Here is a 17,054-nt window from a genome sequence, read left to right as displayed (position 1 = left end):
TAAAAGTCATACTGGTCGGATAAGCTCTTACTTTTAAATTTAGCGGTACAGAGCAATGACGTTTACACGAAGAAATTTTTTAAAAGCCTCGGCGGCAGGATTTGGTGTCGCCGTTTTATCATTAGGATTAACAGCTTGTCGGTTTGATGATGAAGATGACGACATTCTTGACGTGAGCTTTGCTCATGGTGTTGCCAGTGGTGATCCATTAGCTGACAGCCTAATTCTGTGGACTCGTGTAACCCCTCTAGATCCAACAACCACCAGCATTAAAGTACAATGGCAAGCAGCAACCGACCCTAACTTTGCTAATATCAGCCACAATGGTGAAACACATATAAGTGCAGCTACAGACTTCACCCTAAAAGTCGACTTACAAGGCTTAAACGCCAACACCACTTACTATTATCGCTTTAAATCGAATGGCAAAACCTCACCTATTGGTGCAGGTAAAACACTACCAACAGGCAGCATTGATAAAGTGAAATTTGCTGTTATATCGTGTGCCAACTACCCCGCAGGCTTTTTCCATGTGTATGGTGAAATAGCCAAGCAAACAGACATAGACGCTGTATTGCATTTAGGTGATTACATCTATGAATACGGCAATGATGGCTACGCTACTGAAGATGCTGGTATTTTAGGCCGTTTACTGCCAGAAGATAACAGTGACGAAATAATTAGCTTAGCTGATTACCGTAACCGCTATGCCCACTATCGTACTGATTCAAACTTACAAGCTGCGCATAGTAACTGTGCATTTATTACTGTGTGGGATGACCACGAAATTACCAATGACACATGGCGAAATGGCGCAGAAAACCATAATGAAGGCGAAGGTGAATTTAGCGAACGTAAGCTACATGCCCTACAGGCCTATTTTGAATGGATGCCAATTCGTAATGTAGCTGATAAAGAAAGAATTTACCGTCGCTTTGAGTTTGGTAATTTAGTCTCTTTATACATGCTAGACACGCGTGTACTCGCCCGTGATGAACAGCTAAACTATGCTGATTTTGACCTAACCAGTGCACAAGGACAAAGTGATTTTGCAAACGCACTAAGCTCACCATCGCGCGCATTACTTGGCAATGAGCAGCTAACATGGCTCACTGATGGCATGACAACATCAAACTCAAAATGGCAGGTACTTGGCCAACAAGTACTGATGACCAAAATGCATTTGCCGTTTGAAGTACTGCAACTACTAGTGAGCTTACAAATAAGTCAAGCAAATGGCGGCGACACAAATGCATTATTAGCACAAGCATCGGCATTATTTGCTGAACTTGCACAAATCAAAGGCCGCGTGCTTGCAGGCGATCCAAGTGTTACTGATGTCGAACGCGCTCGAGTTGATACTACTGCACCATACAATTTAGATGCATGGGATGGTTACGCCTACGAACGTGAAGTGCTGCTTGGTACTGCCATTGCCGCACAAAAGAACTTAGTGGTTTTAGCGGGTGATACTCATAACGGTTGGGCTGGGCAATTAGTTACTGATGCTGCAAACCCAATTGCAGCGTCACAAAATGCCGGTGTAGAATTTGCTACCTCTTCTGTGTCTTCGCCTGGTCTTGAAGAATATCTAGCACTGAATACGCAAGGGCCAGAAGCAACCGCACAAATGGAGCAAGTAATCCCATTATTGGTTAATGATTTAATCTATAACAACCTCGTAGATCGTGGCTACTTAACCGTTACTTTTACCCCAGAGCAAGCCACCGCTAAGTGGAATTACGTGAGCAGCATTAAAACCGCTTCATACGAAATGCAAACCGAGCGCAGTAAAGAACTACGTATGCTAGCAGGTCAGCCAGTAATACAAGGGTAAAGATTCTAGGTGCTAGGAAAAAGCTTTAGATGAAAGATTAAAACAGCCCGGCGATCACTTGATCGCCGGGATTTTTGCGTTAAGACTTTAATCATTGGTAATTCCTTTCATATTCTTAGTGTCGCTATTCCTCTCAAAGTGCATGAATAAAACATGAGCGATACTTGATAGCACGATCAATACAATGCCTGCGATACCCAATAAAGTTTGAGTTTGTTGAAGAAAAATGTAGCCCAAAATACTAGAAAATAGAATTTGCGCATATTCAAGCGGCATTAGCTTAGATAAGTCACTTTTATTAAAAGCGAAAAAACGTGCTGCAAGTTTAGTAATAAGGAGCCCACCATATAGCATAATTAGTAGAGCACTATTTGTACCTAAAGGTTTCCACACAAAAATAGAGACGGGTAATAAGATAATCGCCGAATAGAGGGGAGCAAAAACCATTTGAGGCACAACTTTCTCTGCATTGCCTATTTTCTTTAAATTAATATTATAAATGACTAAAATAGCTACCGCTGACAGTGCAAAGATCAATCCTAGATAGAGGTTTTGCTGCGTTACTTGGCTCGCCATTAGTTTTGGAGAAAGCAGCATCATCACTCCAGCTAAATTCAAAATAATAGCGATATAGACATAGGCTTTTGGTTTTTCTCTAAAGATAAACACCGACAAAATGGACGTTATAAGTGGCACAAAAAAGTTAATCGCGGTTACTTCCGCTAAACTTAGATATTGCAGAGCATAAAACAAACATATTGTTGAACTAACACCAAGCAGTCCTCTGAAAATATGTAGCTTCATTTTTTGGGGTTTGATATTTTCCCATTTACCTTTCGAGAATAATATAATGGCCGCACAAGCTGCAATTACATTAACCAAAAAGACAACTTGGAATGGGCTGATAGCTTTACCTAAAAAACCACCGATTAGTAACATCACACTTAAGATAAATGAATCTGACAACATCCAAATTACTGCGGTTGACTCTTTACTAGCCATTTAACTTCTCTCCATGTGTTTGTGTAGCACAAATATATGCTACAAAATTAGAGTCCTATTAGAAATCAACTACTTTGACCCCTAATAAAGCTGCATCCTTTTCAGATAAAACCGCTTTAAATTACACCCGTAAAAGGTACAAGGCAAGAGGTTTAGAGATAATTTGAGCTAATAGCATAAGACACTTTGGGAGGGTTAAAACAAAAGAAGACCCTTGCTGTTAATGAAAAAGTTCAGATATTGGCCTTACGTTATCACACCAAAAAAATAATGACTTATTTGCTTAATAGTCACGGTTTTTGTACAAAAAATCTTTACGTGATTTATTCACAAAGAGGTTAAGAGGCACTGTAATGTGGGGGGAGAACAACCTAAACAACACAGTATAATATAAAGCTGTTCTCACTTTTTATCATCCAGCATTGTCACTAACATTTGTTCAATATTTTTCACACTGTAAGTAAGTGCGCGTATTAGCTCAACTTGGCTTTGTGGTTCATGATCAGCCGATTTTGTAGTTGACTGCTGTGCGGTTAGATTATCTTTTTGAGTTAAGATTGCCTCGCGAAACTCACTGGCATCAACTACCCCAAGTAACGATACTAATGCGCCATGACCAGACTGACCTGCGGTTTCAAAACTCAAGCGGTACAAACCAAACAAGCGCATCAGTGGACCTTGGCTTAACCCGACGTCAGTTATTTTTTCAAGTGGGATGGATTTTTCTTCTTTGAAAAATACACCGCGCTTAACAACTAGCTTTCGCTCTAATAAGTTAGCTGACATAGCTGCCAATATTCGCCCTGCCACCAGCCAGATAATGAAAGCGACGAATGGGATAAATGGAATTCCTACCAAACACAATACACAAGTGATAACTCCAAGCACTACCCAGTATGATTTTACTTTAGAGTCGAATTTAGCACTTTTTAAAATAGGGGTACTCATAGCTTACTCTTAATTTGATTAAACATTTAAATTACGTGATCACTGAGTTGAATGCAATTTAGCTAAATTGTTACCCTATTACGAAGTATTGCCAATAAACCTAAAAGATTAACACAAAGGGTTGTTTAAACAGGTCGTGTGTTCTATATTCTCGCAATCGGATTTATAGACGTCTAAACATCCACAACAAGATTATCTCATACAGAGGAAGCGCAATGACAACTCACACCTTAACTTTACTTGATGGCGGCATGAGCCGAGAGCTCACCCGCATTGGCGCTCCCTTTCAACAGCCTGAGTGGTCTGCGCTTGCCATAATAGAGGCGCCTGAAAAAGTAACCCAAGCACACAGTAACTTTATTCAAAGTGGTGCCAATATTATTACCACAAATAGCTATGCGTTAGTACCTTTTCACATTGGCGAAGAGCGCTTTGCACAATCAGCCAAATCACTTGCTGCAACAGCTGGCCAAGCCGCAAAAGACGCTGTAATACAAAATAATATAGGAACTAAAATCGCAGCCAGTTTACCACCTATGTTTGGCTCTTATCGTCCAGATTTATACCAAGCTGATCAACTTAGTCGTATCGCAACGCCTTTAATCGAAGGTTTAGCGCCTTATGCTGATTTATGGCTAATAGAAACGCAAAGCCTTATTCAAGAAGCGCTAGATATAAACACGTTAATTAACCAGATCTGCAACAACCAAAAACCGGTATGGGTTGCTTTTACCCTTGAAGATGAACAACCAAGTAATCAAGCAACTCTGCGCTCAGGAGAATCTGTAAAAGATGCAGTAACTGCCATGCTAAATGCAAAGGTAACGGGCATTTTATTTAACTGCTGCCAACCAGAGGTTATTGAGCATGCTTTAACCGTAACCTTAGATGTTTTAAAAGACCTGCAGGCAGAGCACGTACAAATAGGTGCGTATGCGAATGCATTTGCACCACAAACTAAAGAAGCTACGGCTAACGAAGGTTTAGATGAAGTACGAGAAGATCTAACCCCTCTTTCATATCTAGAGTGGGCTAAAAAGTGGCATCAACAAGGCGCCACCCTAATTGGAGGTTGCTGTGGTATTGGACCTGAGCATATAGCCCAATTAAACCATCACTTTGCGCCTTTAAAAGGTTAGTAATTAACACAGTATAAGCAGTCAAATGAAAGAAAATAAAATTGGATTAGTAGCGCTAACCGCGCTGGTATTTAGCGCCATGGTGGGTGCGGGTATATTTAGTTTGCCACAAAATATGGCTGAAGTTGCGGGCGTAAATGCAGTGTTAGTTGGCTGGCTTATTACTGGTGTTGGTATTTTGCTACTTGCTGGATGTTTTTTGCAACTCTCTCGCGCTAAACCTGAACTTGATGGCGGTATTTATATTTATGCCCGAGAAGGTTTTGGCGAGCTTGCTGGATTTTTATCTGCATGGGGCTATTGGCTGTGTGCCACCATTGGTGTTGTTGGTTATTTAGTTGTGGCGTTTGCTGCTTTAGGTGCATTTATTGATACCCCAGAACGCACCCTATTTGGCGATGGTAATACTTTTGCAGCCTTTATCGGTGAATCTATTATTTTATGGGCTGTGCATTTCATTATTGTTAGAGGCATTAAGCAAGCCTCTTTTGTAAACCTACTTGGCACCATAGCTAAAGTGATACCCTTATTATTATTTATAGGCTTTGCTTACGCGTACTTTGACCCTGTAATATTTAAAGCAAATCAAAGCAATGTCAGCGTGAAAACTGATTTTATTGAACAAGTAAAAAACACTATGCTAATTACTTTATGGGTGTTTACTGGCATTGAAGGTGCGGCAGTTCTTTCGGCTCGAGCTAAAAACCGTAAAGACATAGGCCTTGCCACATTTATAGGCGTGATTGCTGCGCTAATTTTATATATAGCCATCACTATGTTGGCATTTGGGTTAATGAGTCAGGCCAATATTACAGAGCTTAGTAACCCTTCAATGGCAGGTATTATGGCAATGATAACAGGGACCAGTGGTAAAGTTATGATTAGCGCGGGACTTATTGTGTCTGTATTAGCCTCTTATTTAAGTTGGATTATTTATGCTGCAGAAGTACCTAACAGCGCAGCCAAATATGGCGCATTTCCTAACATATTTAAGCAACAAAATAGCAATGGGACATCTATTGCATCACTGACCTTAACCAGCCTAACTGTTCAGCTTTGCTTAGTGCTTATTTTATTTACTGGTAAAAGCTATAACACCTTAGTTCTTGTTTCTACGTCCATGATATTAGTGCCTTACTTTTTAGTGGCCGCTTACATGGTAAAAGTAGCCTTTGCAAAAAAGCTTTCTGTTGCTATTAAGCTGATGGGCTTTGGTGCCAGTATTTATGGACTATGGTTAGTATATGCTGCGGGGCTAAACACGCTGCTGCTATCTGTTATTTTATACATTCCTGGCATCATGCTATTTATGTATAGCCGTAAACAATTTAAGTTAAATAAAAATACTTAAAATCAGTGCATTAAAAATCTTTACCAGAGTTCAGGTTAAGCCTTTTAATGCAATTTTAAATAAGTAGGCACTAAAAAAGCCGAGCATACAGGGTTATGCTCAGCTTAAGCCTAGGAAAATATGATCACTACTGTTTAGTAATAAGTAGGTTCATATTGTCCTTATCTGGGCCAATCACTTTAAACGTGTAATTACCTGATTCGGTAATACTCAGCGCTATATTGCCACCTATCACTTCAAGCAACATTATCTCGTTAATATTAACTATTGGTGCATCGCCTACCCCGCCGTAGTCCACAGTGTTCCAATCTTCAGAGGCTATTTTGAACTCATAATCACCGGCATCTAAATCAAGTGATGTACTATAAATAGCATTCCCTTGATAGATTAGGGGGTTGTCGGTACCCCAGCCATTTAAGCTGCCACGTAAGTAAACTTGAGTGTCTGCAAACATTTGCGCATTAAATACACTCAGCGTGGGTGCATTCAAATCACTGGCATCAAAAATGAACTGATAGTCGCCCTCGGTTGCAACATCCATCGTCATATTAGCGCCTTTAACAGCTAATAACTTATCTTCGGCAACGGTTACGATTGCATCCGCTTCACCGGAACCATAATCAACGGTATCCCAATCTTCAGAAGCAATTTTAAATTCATAACTACCTACACTGAGAATTTTAGTAAAGGTATAAACGCCTTTACCTTGATAGATTAACTCATCACTGGTGCCCCATTCATTTAAGCTGCCACGAACAAAGACAGGCGTGCCAACGAATCGTTCTTCGTTATAAATTCTCAGCGTTGGATTGTCTTTATCGCTGGCATCAAACGAGAATACATAAGTTGCATCAATTGCGGCATTAAAGGTCATATTCGCGCCACTGCGCATTAAAGGCTCGGTTTGATTTTCCAACACTGCTTTATCAGCATCAGACAGCGCGCCAAAATCCACACTCGACCAATCTTCAGAGGCAATTTTAAATTCATAATCTCCCGCAGTTAAAGTAATAGCGATACGGTATTCACCATTGCCCATATACTCAAAGCTGTCAGCTGTGCCCCAATCATTTAAACTACCTCGCACATATACTGTGGTGCTGCCAAAAGGCACTACGTCTGGCGCGCCCACTGTTGCATTCGCACTTAAGCCTACACCTTGGTTCTCGCCTTGTGGTTTTACAAATACCGCGATTGTATAAGCTGGGACTGTAAATGTACCGTCGGTTTCACTGGCAGTAAAACTCACTCCAAACATACTGCTATCGGTGCTGTTTTTAAGTATTGGATGTAATTCAAACCCAGCAGCGGTTGGTACTGTATGTGAAAGCGCTTGCTCAGTTGCATTAATTACTACTACGAGCGCGTCAACTTGGTTATCTAAATCTGCAAAACCTTGACCGTCATCAATGCTCATTACAATCAAACCATGTTGCTGGTTTTTACCAACATTGTGAAAACCTACACGGTCAATAACATCTTGCTCTGTGGTTAATCTAAATAATGGGCTGCTACTACGAATAGCTAAAAACTCTTGGAACACATCCCCTGCGTAAGCTATATCTTGCGGCTGTGCAGCAGCTTGTGGATTACCTGAGAGCTTAATGATTTCAGGCCATTTCTGTTGGTTTTTCTCAGCATTAGGTAAACCAATATTCCAATTATTATTTTCTTTCGTTAAATCTACCGCATTAAACCAATCCCCTGCATTGTAGCTATCACGATCCATTGATTTTGAGCGTAGTAAATCAGCCCCAAGTTGCATAAACGGGATACCTTGGCTTACTAACGGAATTGCTAATGCCATATTATGCGCACGCACTCGTTGCTCAATACTCATACTTGTTGCATGTTTATATTGCAGTTGATCCCATAAGGTTTCGTTATCGTGCTTTGATACGTAGTTAATGCTGTCAGCAGGGTCTAAAGCATAAGCCGTCGGCTGCGTATTCCAGCTAAAGCTATTACCTTTTGCCGAATTACCTTTAAAGTCTTTCAGGATATAGTTTTGTAAATTACCCGCCAGTGATAAACGCAGAGTATCTTGGTCTGCTAAATTACCATCGGTCGGGTTATTGCTAAACATAGCCCCACCGCGCACAGCTTCACGGATGCGGTCATTGAATGTGCCAACTTCAGAGCCTGCCATATCAGCTTGCTTAGCTTGAGTGAACAATCGGTTATTAGCGACTTCACCAAAATCCCAGCCTTCGCCATAAAAGTAGTTGTCAGGGTCAACAGCTTGCACCGCTTCACGCGCTGCTAAAATTGATGATTTAGGCATGTGCCCCATAACATCAAAGCGAAAGCTATCGTAGCCAAAGTCGCGAGCAAGTATGACTAGTGAATCGCTAACAAATTTATCCATCATTACATGTTCAGTCGCGGTGTTTTCACAACAGGTTGAACGCTCGATATCGCCCGTTACTTCGCTGTATCTGTGGTAATAACCCGGTACGAGTTTATCAAACACTGATTTTTCCCAAATGCCTGATGACGTTGTATGGTTGTATACCACATCAAGAACCACGCGAAGGCCGATCTCTTGAAGTGACTGTACCATGGCGCGTGTCTCTTTAACCCGGGCAACCCCTTCACTGCTTGATGCATACGAACCTTCTGGGGCAATAAAGTGATGCGGGTCGTAACCCCAGTTAAAACCGTCTAAATCACGCATCGCGCTGGCAAGTGCTTGAGCATCATCAGAACCCGGAAAGTAGCTTTGCATTAAATCAGCAATGATACTGTTTTTATTTTCGATTTTACAAGCATCGGCGGCATCGTCTATTCGCTCACATAACTTACCAAGGGTGTCAATGATTTCAACGCGCTTATCCGCATCTTCTTCAATGGTGCCAATGTCTGTTACAGGGAGTAAGTGAAAATGCGTTAAACCTTTGTCAGCTAGTTGCTTAAGGTGCTGCATAGGGATGCTTTCAAGCTCAGTAAATGCTAAATATTTACCTTGGTTTGCTGCGCTTACTGACGTATCGCGAATACTAAAATCACGTACATGACCTTCATAGATAATGGCATCTTCCGGGTTGGTAATTGTTGGTACACTGCGCTCATCCCAGCCTTGTGGTTTGGTATCGTCATCATTTAAGTTGATCAACTGCGAATACAGGCCATTGCTTGATACATTCAGTGAGTAAGGATCGGTACTCCATAAACTTTCAATCGCTTGAGTAGTAGGGTGGTAAACATCAAACGCATAGCGGTAATAATGACGGTCGTATTTGCTGTCTAAACTCACTGACCAAATACCTGTATTGCTGTCTAACGTCATGGCAGTGCTATGTACTTGTGCTTTATCGGCGTCAAATACATTAAGCATCATATTGCTAGCGGTTGGTGCCCATACTGAAACATCAATTGCATTGTTATTATAATGCACGCCTAGCATGGCTTCATTTGCGTCGTTTTCACCTTGGGTGTAAAGTGCATCAAGGGCTTTGGCGGTTTGCACAAAACTTGCTTCAAGTAGCTTGCCTTCTGCATCGTAGCCCGCTACAACGAGCTGTTGTTTTATAAGTTGTTTTGCAGTAGCGGCATCCCAATTACCTTGATAGGCAGTCCAATCTGTTAAGTGCGGTACTTTCGCTGCTTGTGCATCGGTTAAACTCGTTGCCATTAATTCAACGGTTTCACCATTTAAGCCAGTATCAACATCAACAACCAAATCGGCAGCAGCTGATGAATGCAGCTTAATAATCTGCGTAAGCTCATTGCTTGGCTTATACAGCACAGTATTTAAATCAATCCAGTGTGCTGATGCACCGTCAATTGCAACCGGGCGTTCGCCAAGCGCTTCTACTGGGTATTCAAATACTGTTGGCTCACCATCAAAGGTAAAGTTCATACGTACAAAACGCTCGTCGTCCTGCATCAGTGGCATTGTTAAATCCACATCACCATGGGCTTTACCTGAACCTTCTGTGCCAATATGAATAATAAAATTAGCGCACTCGGTATAACCGTCTTTTAGCGCGACAATCCAATAAGCTCCATAGTTTGGATCGACACCATTATATTCATGGCCATTAGCCCAATCGGTGGCATCAAACGGCGGCGCGTAAGCATCACAGCCGTCGGTATTCCAAGAGTGTAAACGATAGCCTTCGTACCCTTCATTCTTATCACGTTTATAAAATAATACGGCTTCATTTTCCCCGGCGAATACCACTGGGTCTGGTAAGTCGGGGTTATAGCCACTGGTACAGCTTTCATTATTTGCATCTGGAAACAGCGGTGCGTCACAAGAGATAGGCTCAGGAGCAACACATTGAGTGCCTGCTGCATTAGGGACTTGCGGTACATCACAAGTCAATAAGGCTTGGCCTGCTTTTACATCGCTACTGCCTGAGCCTCCACAGCCAAACAGTAGTGTTAAGCTCACTGCTAATAGCAAATGAGTCAATTTAGTTATTTTATTCATTATTTATGCTCCAATTTGCTATTAGTGGCTATAGGTAAAACCTAAATAAACCTGACGACCAAAGTACTGGGTAGTACCGGTGATGTTTTCATTGCCAAAGTAACTTTGGGTTGGTTCATCAGTAAGATTATTAACCTGTAGCAACATGCCAAATGAGTCTGTAAATTGATAAGAGGTTTGAAAATCGACCACGGTCTCGGCATCAAAATTAACCACTTGCTCATTGATCGCCACTTGCTCTGAAACAAAGTCTGAGCGGTAACGCACATTAAGGCGGGTTTCAAAATTATCTAAGCTGTAAAATAAAGTGCCGTTTAACACGTTTTTAGACAAACCAGGTAAACCTTGTGTAACCGTTTCACCACCTAAGCTGGTGATAGATTCAACTTCGCTCTCGGTGTATGAATAGCTACCGTTAAACCCAAGGCCATCAAACGGCGCGGGTAAAAACGAAAATACTTGCGTGTAGGCAAGTTCAATACCGCGAATATAACCGCCATTGGCGTTATTTACCGCCGTTGTGTAAGTGCCGTTAGTTGTGGCAACTTGCTCACCACTGACTGGATTTTCTATATAGTCAGGGACGTTAAAACCATTACCTTTAAAGTCAAACCCTTCAATGGCGATGGTATCGATAAACGAATCGATGTTTTTATAAAAACCTGCGATCACTAGCGCACCATCTGACTCATCAAAATAATGCTCGTAAGAGATATCGTATTGGTCGGCATAAAATGGTTTTAAGAATGGATTATTGGTACTTGAGCCGTTAATTTTGCCGCTGGTTTTATCAGCCTGCGCACTGGCGTCCCCCGCTAGGCGATTAATCGGTGGGCGCGACATTACTTTAGCCGCCGCAAAGCGTAATTGCGTATTATCCGTTAGCTGAAAGTTTAAATTAAGGGATGGCAGATAATCGGTATAAGTTGTGCCAAGTACATTAGGTAAATAATTTTTATTTATGATGCCGATACTGTCGGTAATGTTTTGTGCACCGAGTGATAAATCGCCATTAACATTTTCTAAAATAGTGGCCGATTGGTCGGTATCAACACGGCGAATACCAATATTACCCAGTACTGGCATAGTACCAATTTCAGTATTAATATTAAGCATGGCGTAGGCTGAAAGCACTTCTTCATACACTGAGCCACTTTGTAGCATGGTCCATGAGTAGTTAGTGGTGTAACCTTGCGAGTCAACTACCCCATCTGCATTACCCCAAGTTTTAACTGGCTCTGGTGCGCCTTCAGGAAACCAAGCATTAAGCGCTTTGTCTAAATCAATCGCCAAATATGATGGGAAATAACTAAAGTCACCTTCCCAGTCAACGACATTTACCATGTCATTGGTTAAACGCAGTGGCGGCTCACTCACTGAAAAATCACCATCATTACCGTATTCAAACACTGAGCGGTTATTGCTGTATTCGCGATCTGAATAACGCGCGCCAAATTCAACAGAGCTAAACCAGCTGTTATTCAGCTCGTATTTAAAATCAAGACGATAAGCGCTTACTTCATCTTCATTTTGATAAGGGTAAATACCGTATTTACTAACCATTACTCGGTCGATATCACTAAATGCAGCCGCTTGATTAAAGCCTACATCAGGTAAATTTAAACCATTAAGTTGGTAGTTTATTGATACGTTTTTATCTAACACAGGTTCTTCGGCTGAGGCGTCTCCGGCAACCAACGCCCACAATAAGCCATTGCGAAAGTTACTTTTAGCCCGTGACAGCGACACATCAACATTAACGTTTAAACGTTCTGTCACTTGCCAATCGGCGTTAACACCGTAGCTATCTACTTCATCAAAGTCTTGGTTATCATCATTCACAATTTCAACGCGAGTGTAGCCTTTTGAAGTACGATTAACAGAGGCACCAACTACTGAATTTCCCTCTAGCTGAGCGTTTGTATAAGTGGCCGTTGGGCCACCTAATTTCACTCGTAACCCACGGGCAAATGACTCAGTATCAAAGCGTGATAAAAACACGTCCCCTTTTAATTTAAAATTATCCACCGGTGCCCATTCAATCGCCGCCATATAACCGTTACGGGTTTCTTCTCCACCTAAATGCTGAAGCTCAAAACCTTCGCTGATATACTCATTTTCAGGTTTAAGTTCGGGGCCATTAGTATCATTTGTAACACCATCAACGTCTTTATTATCGTTATAGGCAAGGCCAATAAACTGTGTTGCTACGCTGGGTTGAAATAACCGAGCATAACCAAGTGCGACACCTAAAGTATCGTCAAGATATTTACCTTGATAGGAAAAACTAATGCGGTCGCCAAACTCAGTGGCATCGTTCACCTCTGACGCTCGGTCGTTGTACATACCTCTGGCGTTAACCACAAACTTATGTTGCTGATCATTATCAAGCGGGCTAGCTGTTTGCAGTTCTACCGTACCTGCAACACCACCTTCGATAAGCGATGCTTTTGGTGATTTATACACGGCTGCTGAGCTGATCAATTCAGACGGATATTGGTCAAACTCAATACTACGGCTGCCACTAGTTGATACCTGTTCACGGCCATTTAAAGTTGAAAATACAAATCCACCGGACATACCGCGAATGTTGATTTCTGCCGCTTGCCCGCCGGTTCGTACCGCTGAGATCCCCGGTAACCGAGTGAGCGCATCAGCCATAGATACATCAGGCAAAGCACCTAAGTCATCCGCCGATAACTGCTCAGATACCGTATCAGTAAAGCGTTTTTGATTAAGTGATTGGATTAAACTACGACTAAAGCCACGCACTTCAATGACTTCAAGATCTTCTTCTAGTTGTGGTTTTTTTACGGTACTTTGCGCGTCACTTTCAACCGCAGCTAATACACTGCTGGCTGCAAACATTGCGAGCATTAACGCACTTAGTTTGAATTTCCCCATGAGCTTTCTACCCTATTGATTTTATAATTGTGTGCTGTTTGTTTTGAAATTGTGGATAAAATAAAACCAATAAAGTGTAACTAAAAAGTAAAATAAGTGTGATGAATACGTATGCAGCAGTAAGGGCAATAGCTAGCAAGGTGAGGAACTTAGTTTAGAAGTGCTGCGATCATGTAGATAACGTAAAATAAATCGACTGACTAACGGAATAACTCAGTCATAAGCCACTATTACACAGGTGAATTAGAAATTGCTAAAAACAGCTTTAAAGGGAAGTAGTAAGGATTAGTTAAGTTTAATAAACTACACCATTAGCACCACCCTTATTGCTAGACCAATAAAAATCACCGCTAATATTTTATCAAACCATGGGGATGATTTAGTAAAAGCAAAGCGCTTCTTTGAAAGCTCTGTCAATGCTGCAACAATCAGATACCAGCCAGTATCAATAGTAAAAACCGTTAAGCACATAATCAAACCGACCTTAAAGCTGAGATTGGCAGGATCTATAAACTGTGAAAACAGGGCTAAAAAGAATACCGCTAATTTAGGATTTAGAAACGCAATAGCAAAGCCGTCTTGCAAGGCTTGTTTTGCACTGCCACTTTGCTGAGCCACTTTTAACTCACTATTACTTGGTTTGGCTAATAAGATTTTAACCCCTAAATATGCCAAGTACGCTGCACCTAAGTAAACTAACACTTGATACACAGTAGGAAATTGCAACATTAGTGCACCGAGACCAAGTAACGATGCTGCAGCATAAAAACCGACGCCAACACCATGACTCAGCGCTGCCAACATGCCGTTCTTCATACTGCCATGAATGCTGTGTTTTAACACCACAGCCAAACTTGGCCCAGGAGACATTGCACCCATCATACAAATGGCGACTAAGCTTAGCCACAGTGATAACGTCATTTATATTCCTTATAGTTCTTCATTTTCAATAAGTAAGATGTATGCATAAACTTGGCCGTATAATCCTGTAGAGGCGCTAACATTTATTACTTTCCAGCCATCTTGGTTTAATTGATAAATTCGCTCATTAAGTGCGTCAATATCAATACCGCCTCTAAAAAAGCCACGCTGCTTTTTAAACTCAATTATTTTCTGCATGGCTGTATCGCTTATAATTGATACTCAAAATCATAAATGTGTATACCTGCTTCGATGCGAATTGCCATTTTTCCGCTAAGGCCTGCAAGTTCATTACTGCCAGAATCTGGCACCACGTTTAAAATTAATGAATCTTGGCCTTTATCCATAGTGCCAAAATGTTGCAGCACAAAGCTGCCTTGAAGACCTGCAAGTGTGCCAACTACTTGTTCAATTGCCACATAACCGGCACTGCCTTGAGTTGCGGTCATGGCACTGAGCATTTCGCCAGTGCTGGTTGCATCAAGCTCACCTGTAAACGTTTTATCAATCGACATACGACCCAGGTTTACGCCATCAATGCCCTTTGCATAACCTTCAATAGGATTGAGTTTAACGTTAAATTCGCCCGTTACTTTTTCAGTTGTCATGGTTAGTCCCTTAGTTAGTTATTGAAATTATGATTTAAGTAACCATATCTATACCCTATTCATCTAAAAGAATCCACTATGAGCAATAGTAAAACCGAGCAAAAAGACAAAGCTGCTTTTAGTAGTTTAATTCCTATTTTTCAGTTTATTAAGCCGTATAAATGGGTGGTTTTTGCAGCTCTTGCAGCATTACTTGTTACTGCCGGGGTTAATTTATCATTGGGCCAAGGAGTTAAATTTGTTATTGATCACGGCTTTATTGCGGGCTCTCAAGAACAATTAAAACAAGCCATAATCGTGCTAATTGGCTTGATCAGCTTATTAGCCATAGGAACATTCAGCCGTTTTTATTTAATGTCATGGATTGGTGAGCGCGTCAGTAATGATATTCGTAAAGCGGTATTTGATCGCATAGTCACCCTGCACCCGAGTTACTTTGAAGAAAACCGCAGTGGCGAATTAATGTCGCGCTTAACAACCGACACCACTTTGTTGCAATCAATCATTGGCTCGTCATTTTCAATGGCACTGCGCAGCGCTCTGATGCTAGTCGGTGGTTTAGCCATGTTGTTATTTACTAACTTAAAACTCACTTTAGTTGTAGTTGCCTGTGTGCCGCTGGTGTTAGTACCCATGATGATTTTTGGTAAAAAAGTACGCAAACTTGCCAGCTCCAGCCAAGATGCGATTGCCGATATCAGCACTTATGCGGGAGAAATAATTCAAAATATTAAAGTAGTGCAAAGCTATAGCCACGAACAACGCGAACAACACGCTTTTGCACTAGAGACCGAAAAAGCCTTTAACGTTGCGAAAAGCCGTATTAAACAGCGCTCATTTTTAATTGCTGCAGTAATATTTTTGACCTTTAGCGCAATTAGCGTGATGCTCTGGGTAGGTGGCAGTGATGTACTGGCAGGCACAATGACTGGCGGTGAGTTAGGTGCATTTGTGTTTTACGCCATTATGGTCGCGATGTCGGTAGCAACCGTTGCGGAGGTGTATGGCGAGCTACAACGTGCAGCGGGCGCTGCGGCGCGGTTACTTGAACTGCTCGCGGTTAAAAGTGAGATCACGAACCCTACAGTACCACAAGATCAGTTATTAAATAACAACTCTAACGCTCCAGCCATTAGTCTTGATAAAGTAACCTTTAATTATCCATCTCGTCCTGATGTGAGCGCCTTAAAAACTATTTCATTAACGATTGAACAAGGCCAAACAGTAGCAATCGTTGGTCCGTCAGGTGCTGGTAAAACCACGTTATTTGAATTACTACAACGCTTTTATGACCCTGCTGGTGGCGACATTAAGTTTCATGATATTAATATCAAAGATCTATCCCTTAATACACTCAGAAACAGCATGGGCATGGTGGCACAAAACCCGATTTTATTTAGCTCTGATGTGATGCATAACATTCGTTATGGCAACCCAGATGCAAGCGACGAACAAGTATATGCTGCCGCTAAGCATGCTCACGCGGATGAATTTATTGCACAATTACCTAACGGCTACGAGAGCTTTTTAGGCGAGCAAGGGGTGCGCTTATCAGGCGGCCAAAAACAACGAATTGTATTAGCAAGAGCGATATTAAAAGACCCAGAAATACTGTTACTCGATGAAGCAACCAGCGCTTTAGATGCGCAAAGTGAGCATTATGTACAAGCTGCGCTTGAACATTTAATGCAAAACCGTACTACGCTTATCATTGCCCACCGCCTCGCCACAGTAAAACATGCAGATGTTATTGTGGTAATGGAGCACGGAGAGATAATCGCAACAGGTACTCATCAACAATTGCTAGCGAGTAATCCACTTTATCAAAAATTATGTGAGCTGCAGTTTAATAGGGATTGAAGCGGTAAGCGGTAAGCGGTAAGCGGTAAGCGGTAAGCGGTAAGCG

The 17,054-nt window shown here is 41.6% G+C and carries 11 protein-coding genes; 4 read left to right on the top strand and 7 right to left on the bottom strand.

The window, feature by feature from the left end; all coding sequences use genetic code 11:
- Positions 1 to 55: 55 nt before the first annotated feature.
- The gene (locus tag H5201_RS16500; protein WP_182785089.1) at positions 56 to 1,837 is read left to right on the top strand and encodes an alkaline phosphatase; all 1,782 of its coding nucleotides are present in this window, start codon (positions 56 to 58) and stop codon (positions 1,835 to 1,837) included.
- Positions 1,838 to 1,924: 87 nt separating this feature from the next.
- On the opposite strand, the gene H5201_RS16495 is transcribed toward H5201_RS16500, so the two are convergent.
- On the bottom strand, positions 1,925 to 2,839 hold the full coding sequence (locus H5201_RS16495; RefSeq protein WP_182785088.1) for a DMT family transporter: 915 nt from the start codon (positions 2,837 to 2,839) through the stop codon (positions 1,925 to 1,927).
- A gap of 402 nt (positions 2,840 to 3,241) precedes the next feature.
- Positions 3,242 to 3,787 (bottom strand): PH domain-containing protein, encoded by a 546-nt coding sequence (locus H5201_RS16490; RefSeq protein ID WP_182719217.1) that lies wholly within the window; start codon positions 3,785 to 3,787, stop codon positions 3,242 to 3,244.
- A gap of 215 nt (positions 3,788 to 4,002) precedes the next feature.
- On the opposite strand from H5201_RS16490, the gene H5201_RS16485 reads away from it, so the two are divergent.
- Positions 4,003 to 4,926 carry a homocysteine S-methyltransferase family protein gene (locus H5201_RS16485; RefSeq protein ID WP_182719216.1) on the top strand — a complete coding sequence of 308 codons (924 nt, stop codon included), beginning with the start codon at positions 4,003 to 4,005 and terminating at the stop codon, positions 4,924 to 4,926.
- A 25-nt stretch (positions 4,927 to 4,951) separates the two neighbouring features.
- Positions 4,952 to 6,277 carry a basic amino acid/polyamine antiporter gene (locus H5201_RS16480; RefSeq protein WP_182785087.1) on the top strand — a complete coding sequence of 442 codons (1,326 nt, stop codon included), beginning with the start codon at positions 4,952 to 4,954 and terminating at the stop codon, positions 6,275 to 6,277.
- A gap of 127 nt (positions 6,278 to 6,404) precedes the next feature.
- Here the strand turns inward: H5201_RS16480 and H5201_RS16475 are convergent, their stop codons facing one another.
- From H5201_RS16475 to H5201_RS16455, 5 genes are all read right to left on the bottom strand, one after another.
- A complete protein-coding gene (locus H5201_RS16475) occupies positions 6,405 to 10,715 on the bottom strand; it encodes an alpha-1,6-glucosidase domain-containing protein (protein WP_182785086.1) in 4,311 nt (1,436 codons plus the stop codon).
- Positions 10,716 to 10,736: 21 nt separating this feature from the next.
- Positions 10,737 to 13,619, bottom strand: coding sequence for a TonB-dependent receptor (locus H5201_RS16470; RefSeq protein ID WP_182785085.1), 2,883 nt, complete (start codon positions 13,617 to 13,619; stop codon positions 10,737 to 10,739).
- Positions 13,620 to 13,922: 303 nt separating this feature from the next.
- Complete coding sequence (locus H5201_RS16465) at positions 13,923 to 14,540, bottom strand: LysE family translocator (RefSeq protein WP_145241971.1); 618 nt, start codon at positions 14,538 to 14,540, stop codon at positions 13,923 to 13,925.
- Positions 14,541 to 14,549: 9 nt separating this feature from the next.
- Entirely contained in the window at positions 14,550 to 14,738 is a 189-nt protein-coding gene (locus H5201_RS16460; protein ID WP_145241973.1) for a hypothetical protein, read from the bottom strand.
- 11 nt (positions 14,739 to 14,749) lie between these two features.
- A complete protein-coding gene (locus H5201_RS16455; protein WP_145241975.1) occupies positions 14,750 to 15,148 on the bottom strand; it encodes a DUF3224 domain-containing protein in 399 nt (132 codons plus the stop codon).
- A 78-nt stretch (positions 15,149 to 15,226) separates the two neighbouring features.
- Between H5201_RS16455 and H5201_RS16450 the strand changes: the two genes are divergently transcribed.
- Positions 15,227 to 17,008 carry an ABC transporter transmembrane domain-containing protein gene (locus H5201_RS16450; protein ID WP_182785084.1) on the top strand — a complete coding sequence of 594 codons (1,782 nt, stop codon included), beginning with the start codon at positions 15,227 to 15,229 and terminating at the stop codon, positions 17,006 to 17,008.
- The last annotated feature ends 46 nt before the right edge of the window (positions 17,009 to 17,054 follow it).

The organism is Pseudoalteromonas sp. SG43-6, from assembly GCF_014164365.1.
GTDB lineage: Bacteria > Pseudomonadota > Gammaproteobacteria > Enterobacterales > Alteromonadaceae > Pseudoalteromonas > Pseudoalteromonas rhizosphaerae.
The sequence above is the reverse complement of the archived record's forward strand: the minus strand, read 5'-3'. Positions and strand labels throughout refer to the sequence as shown.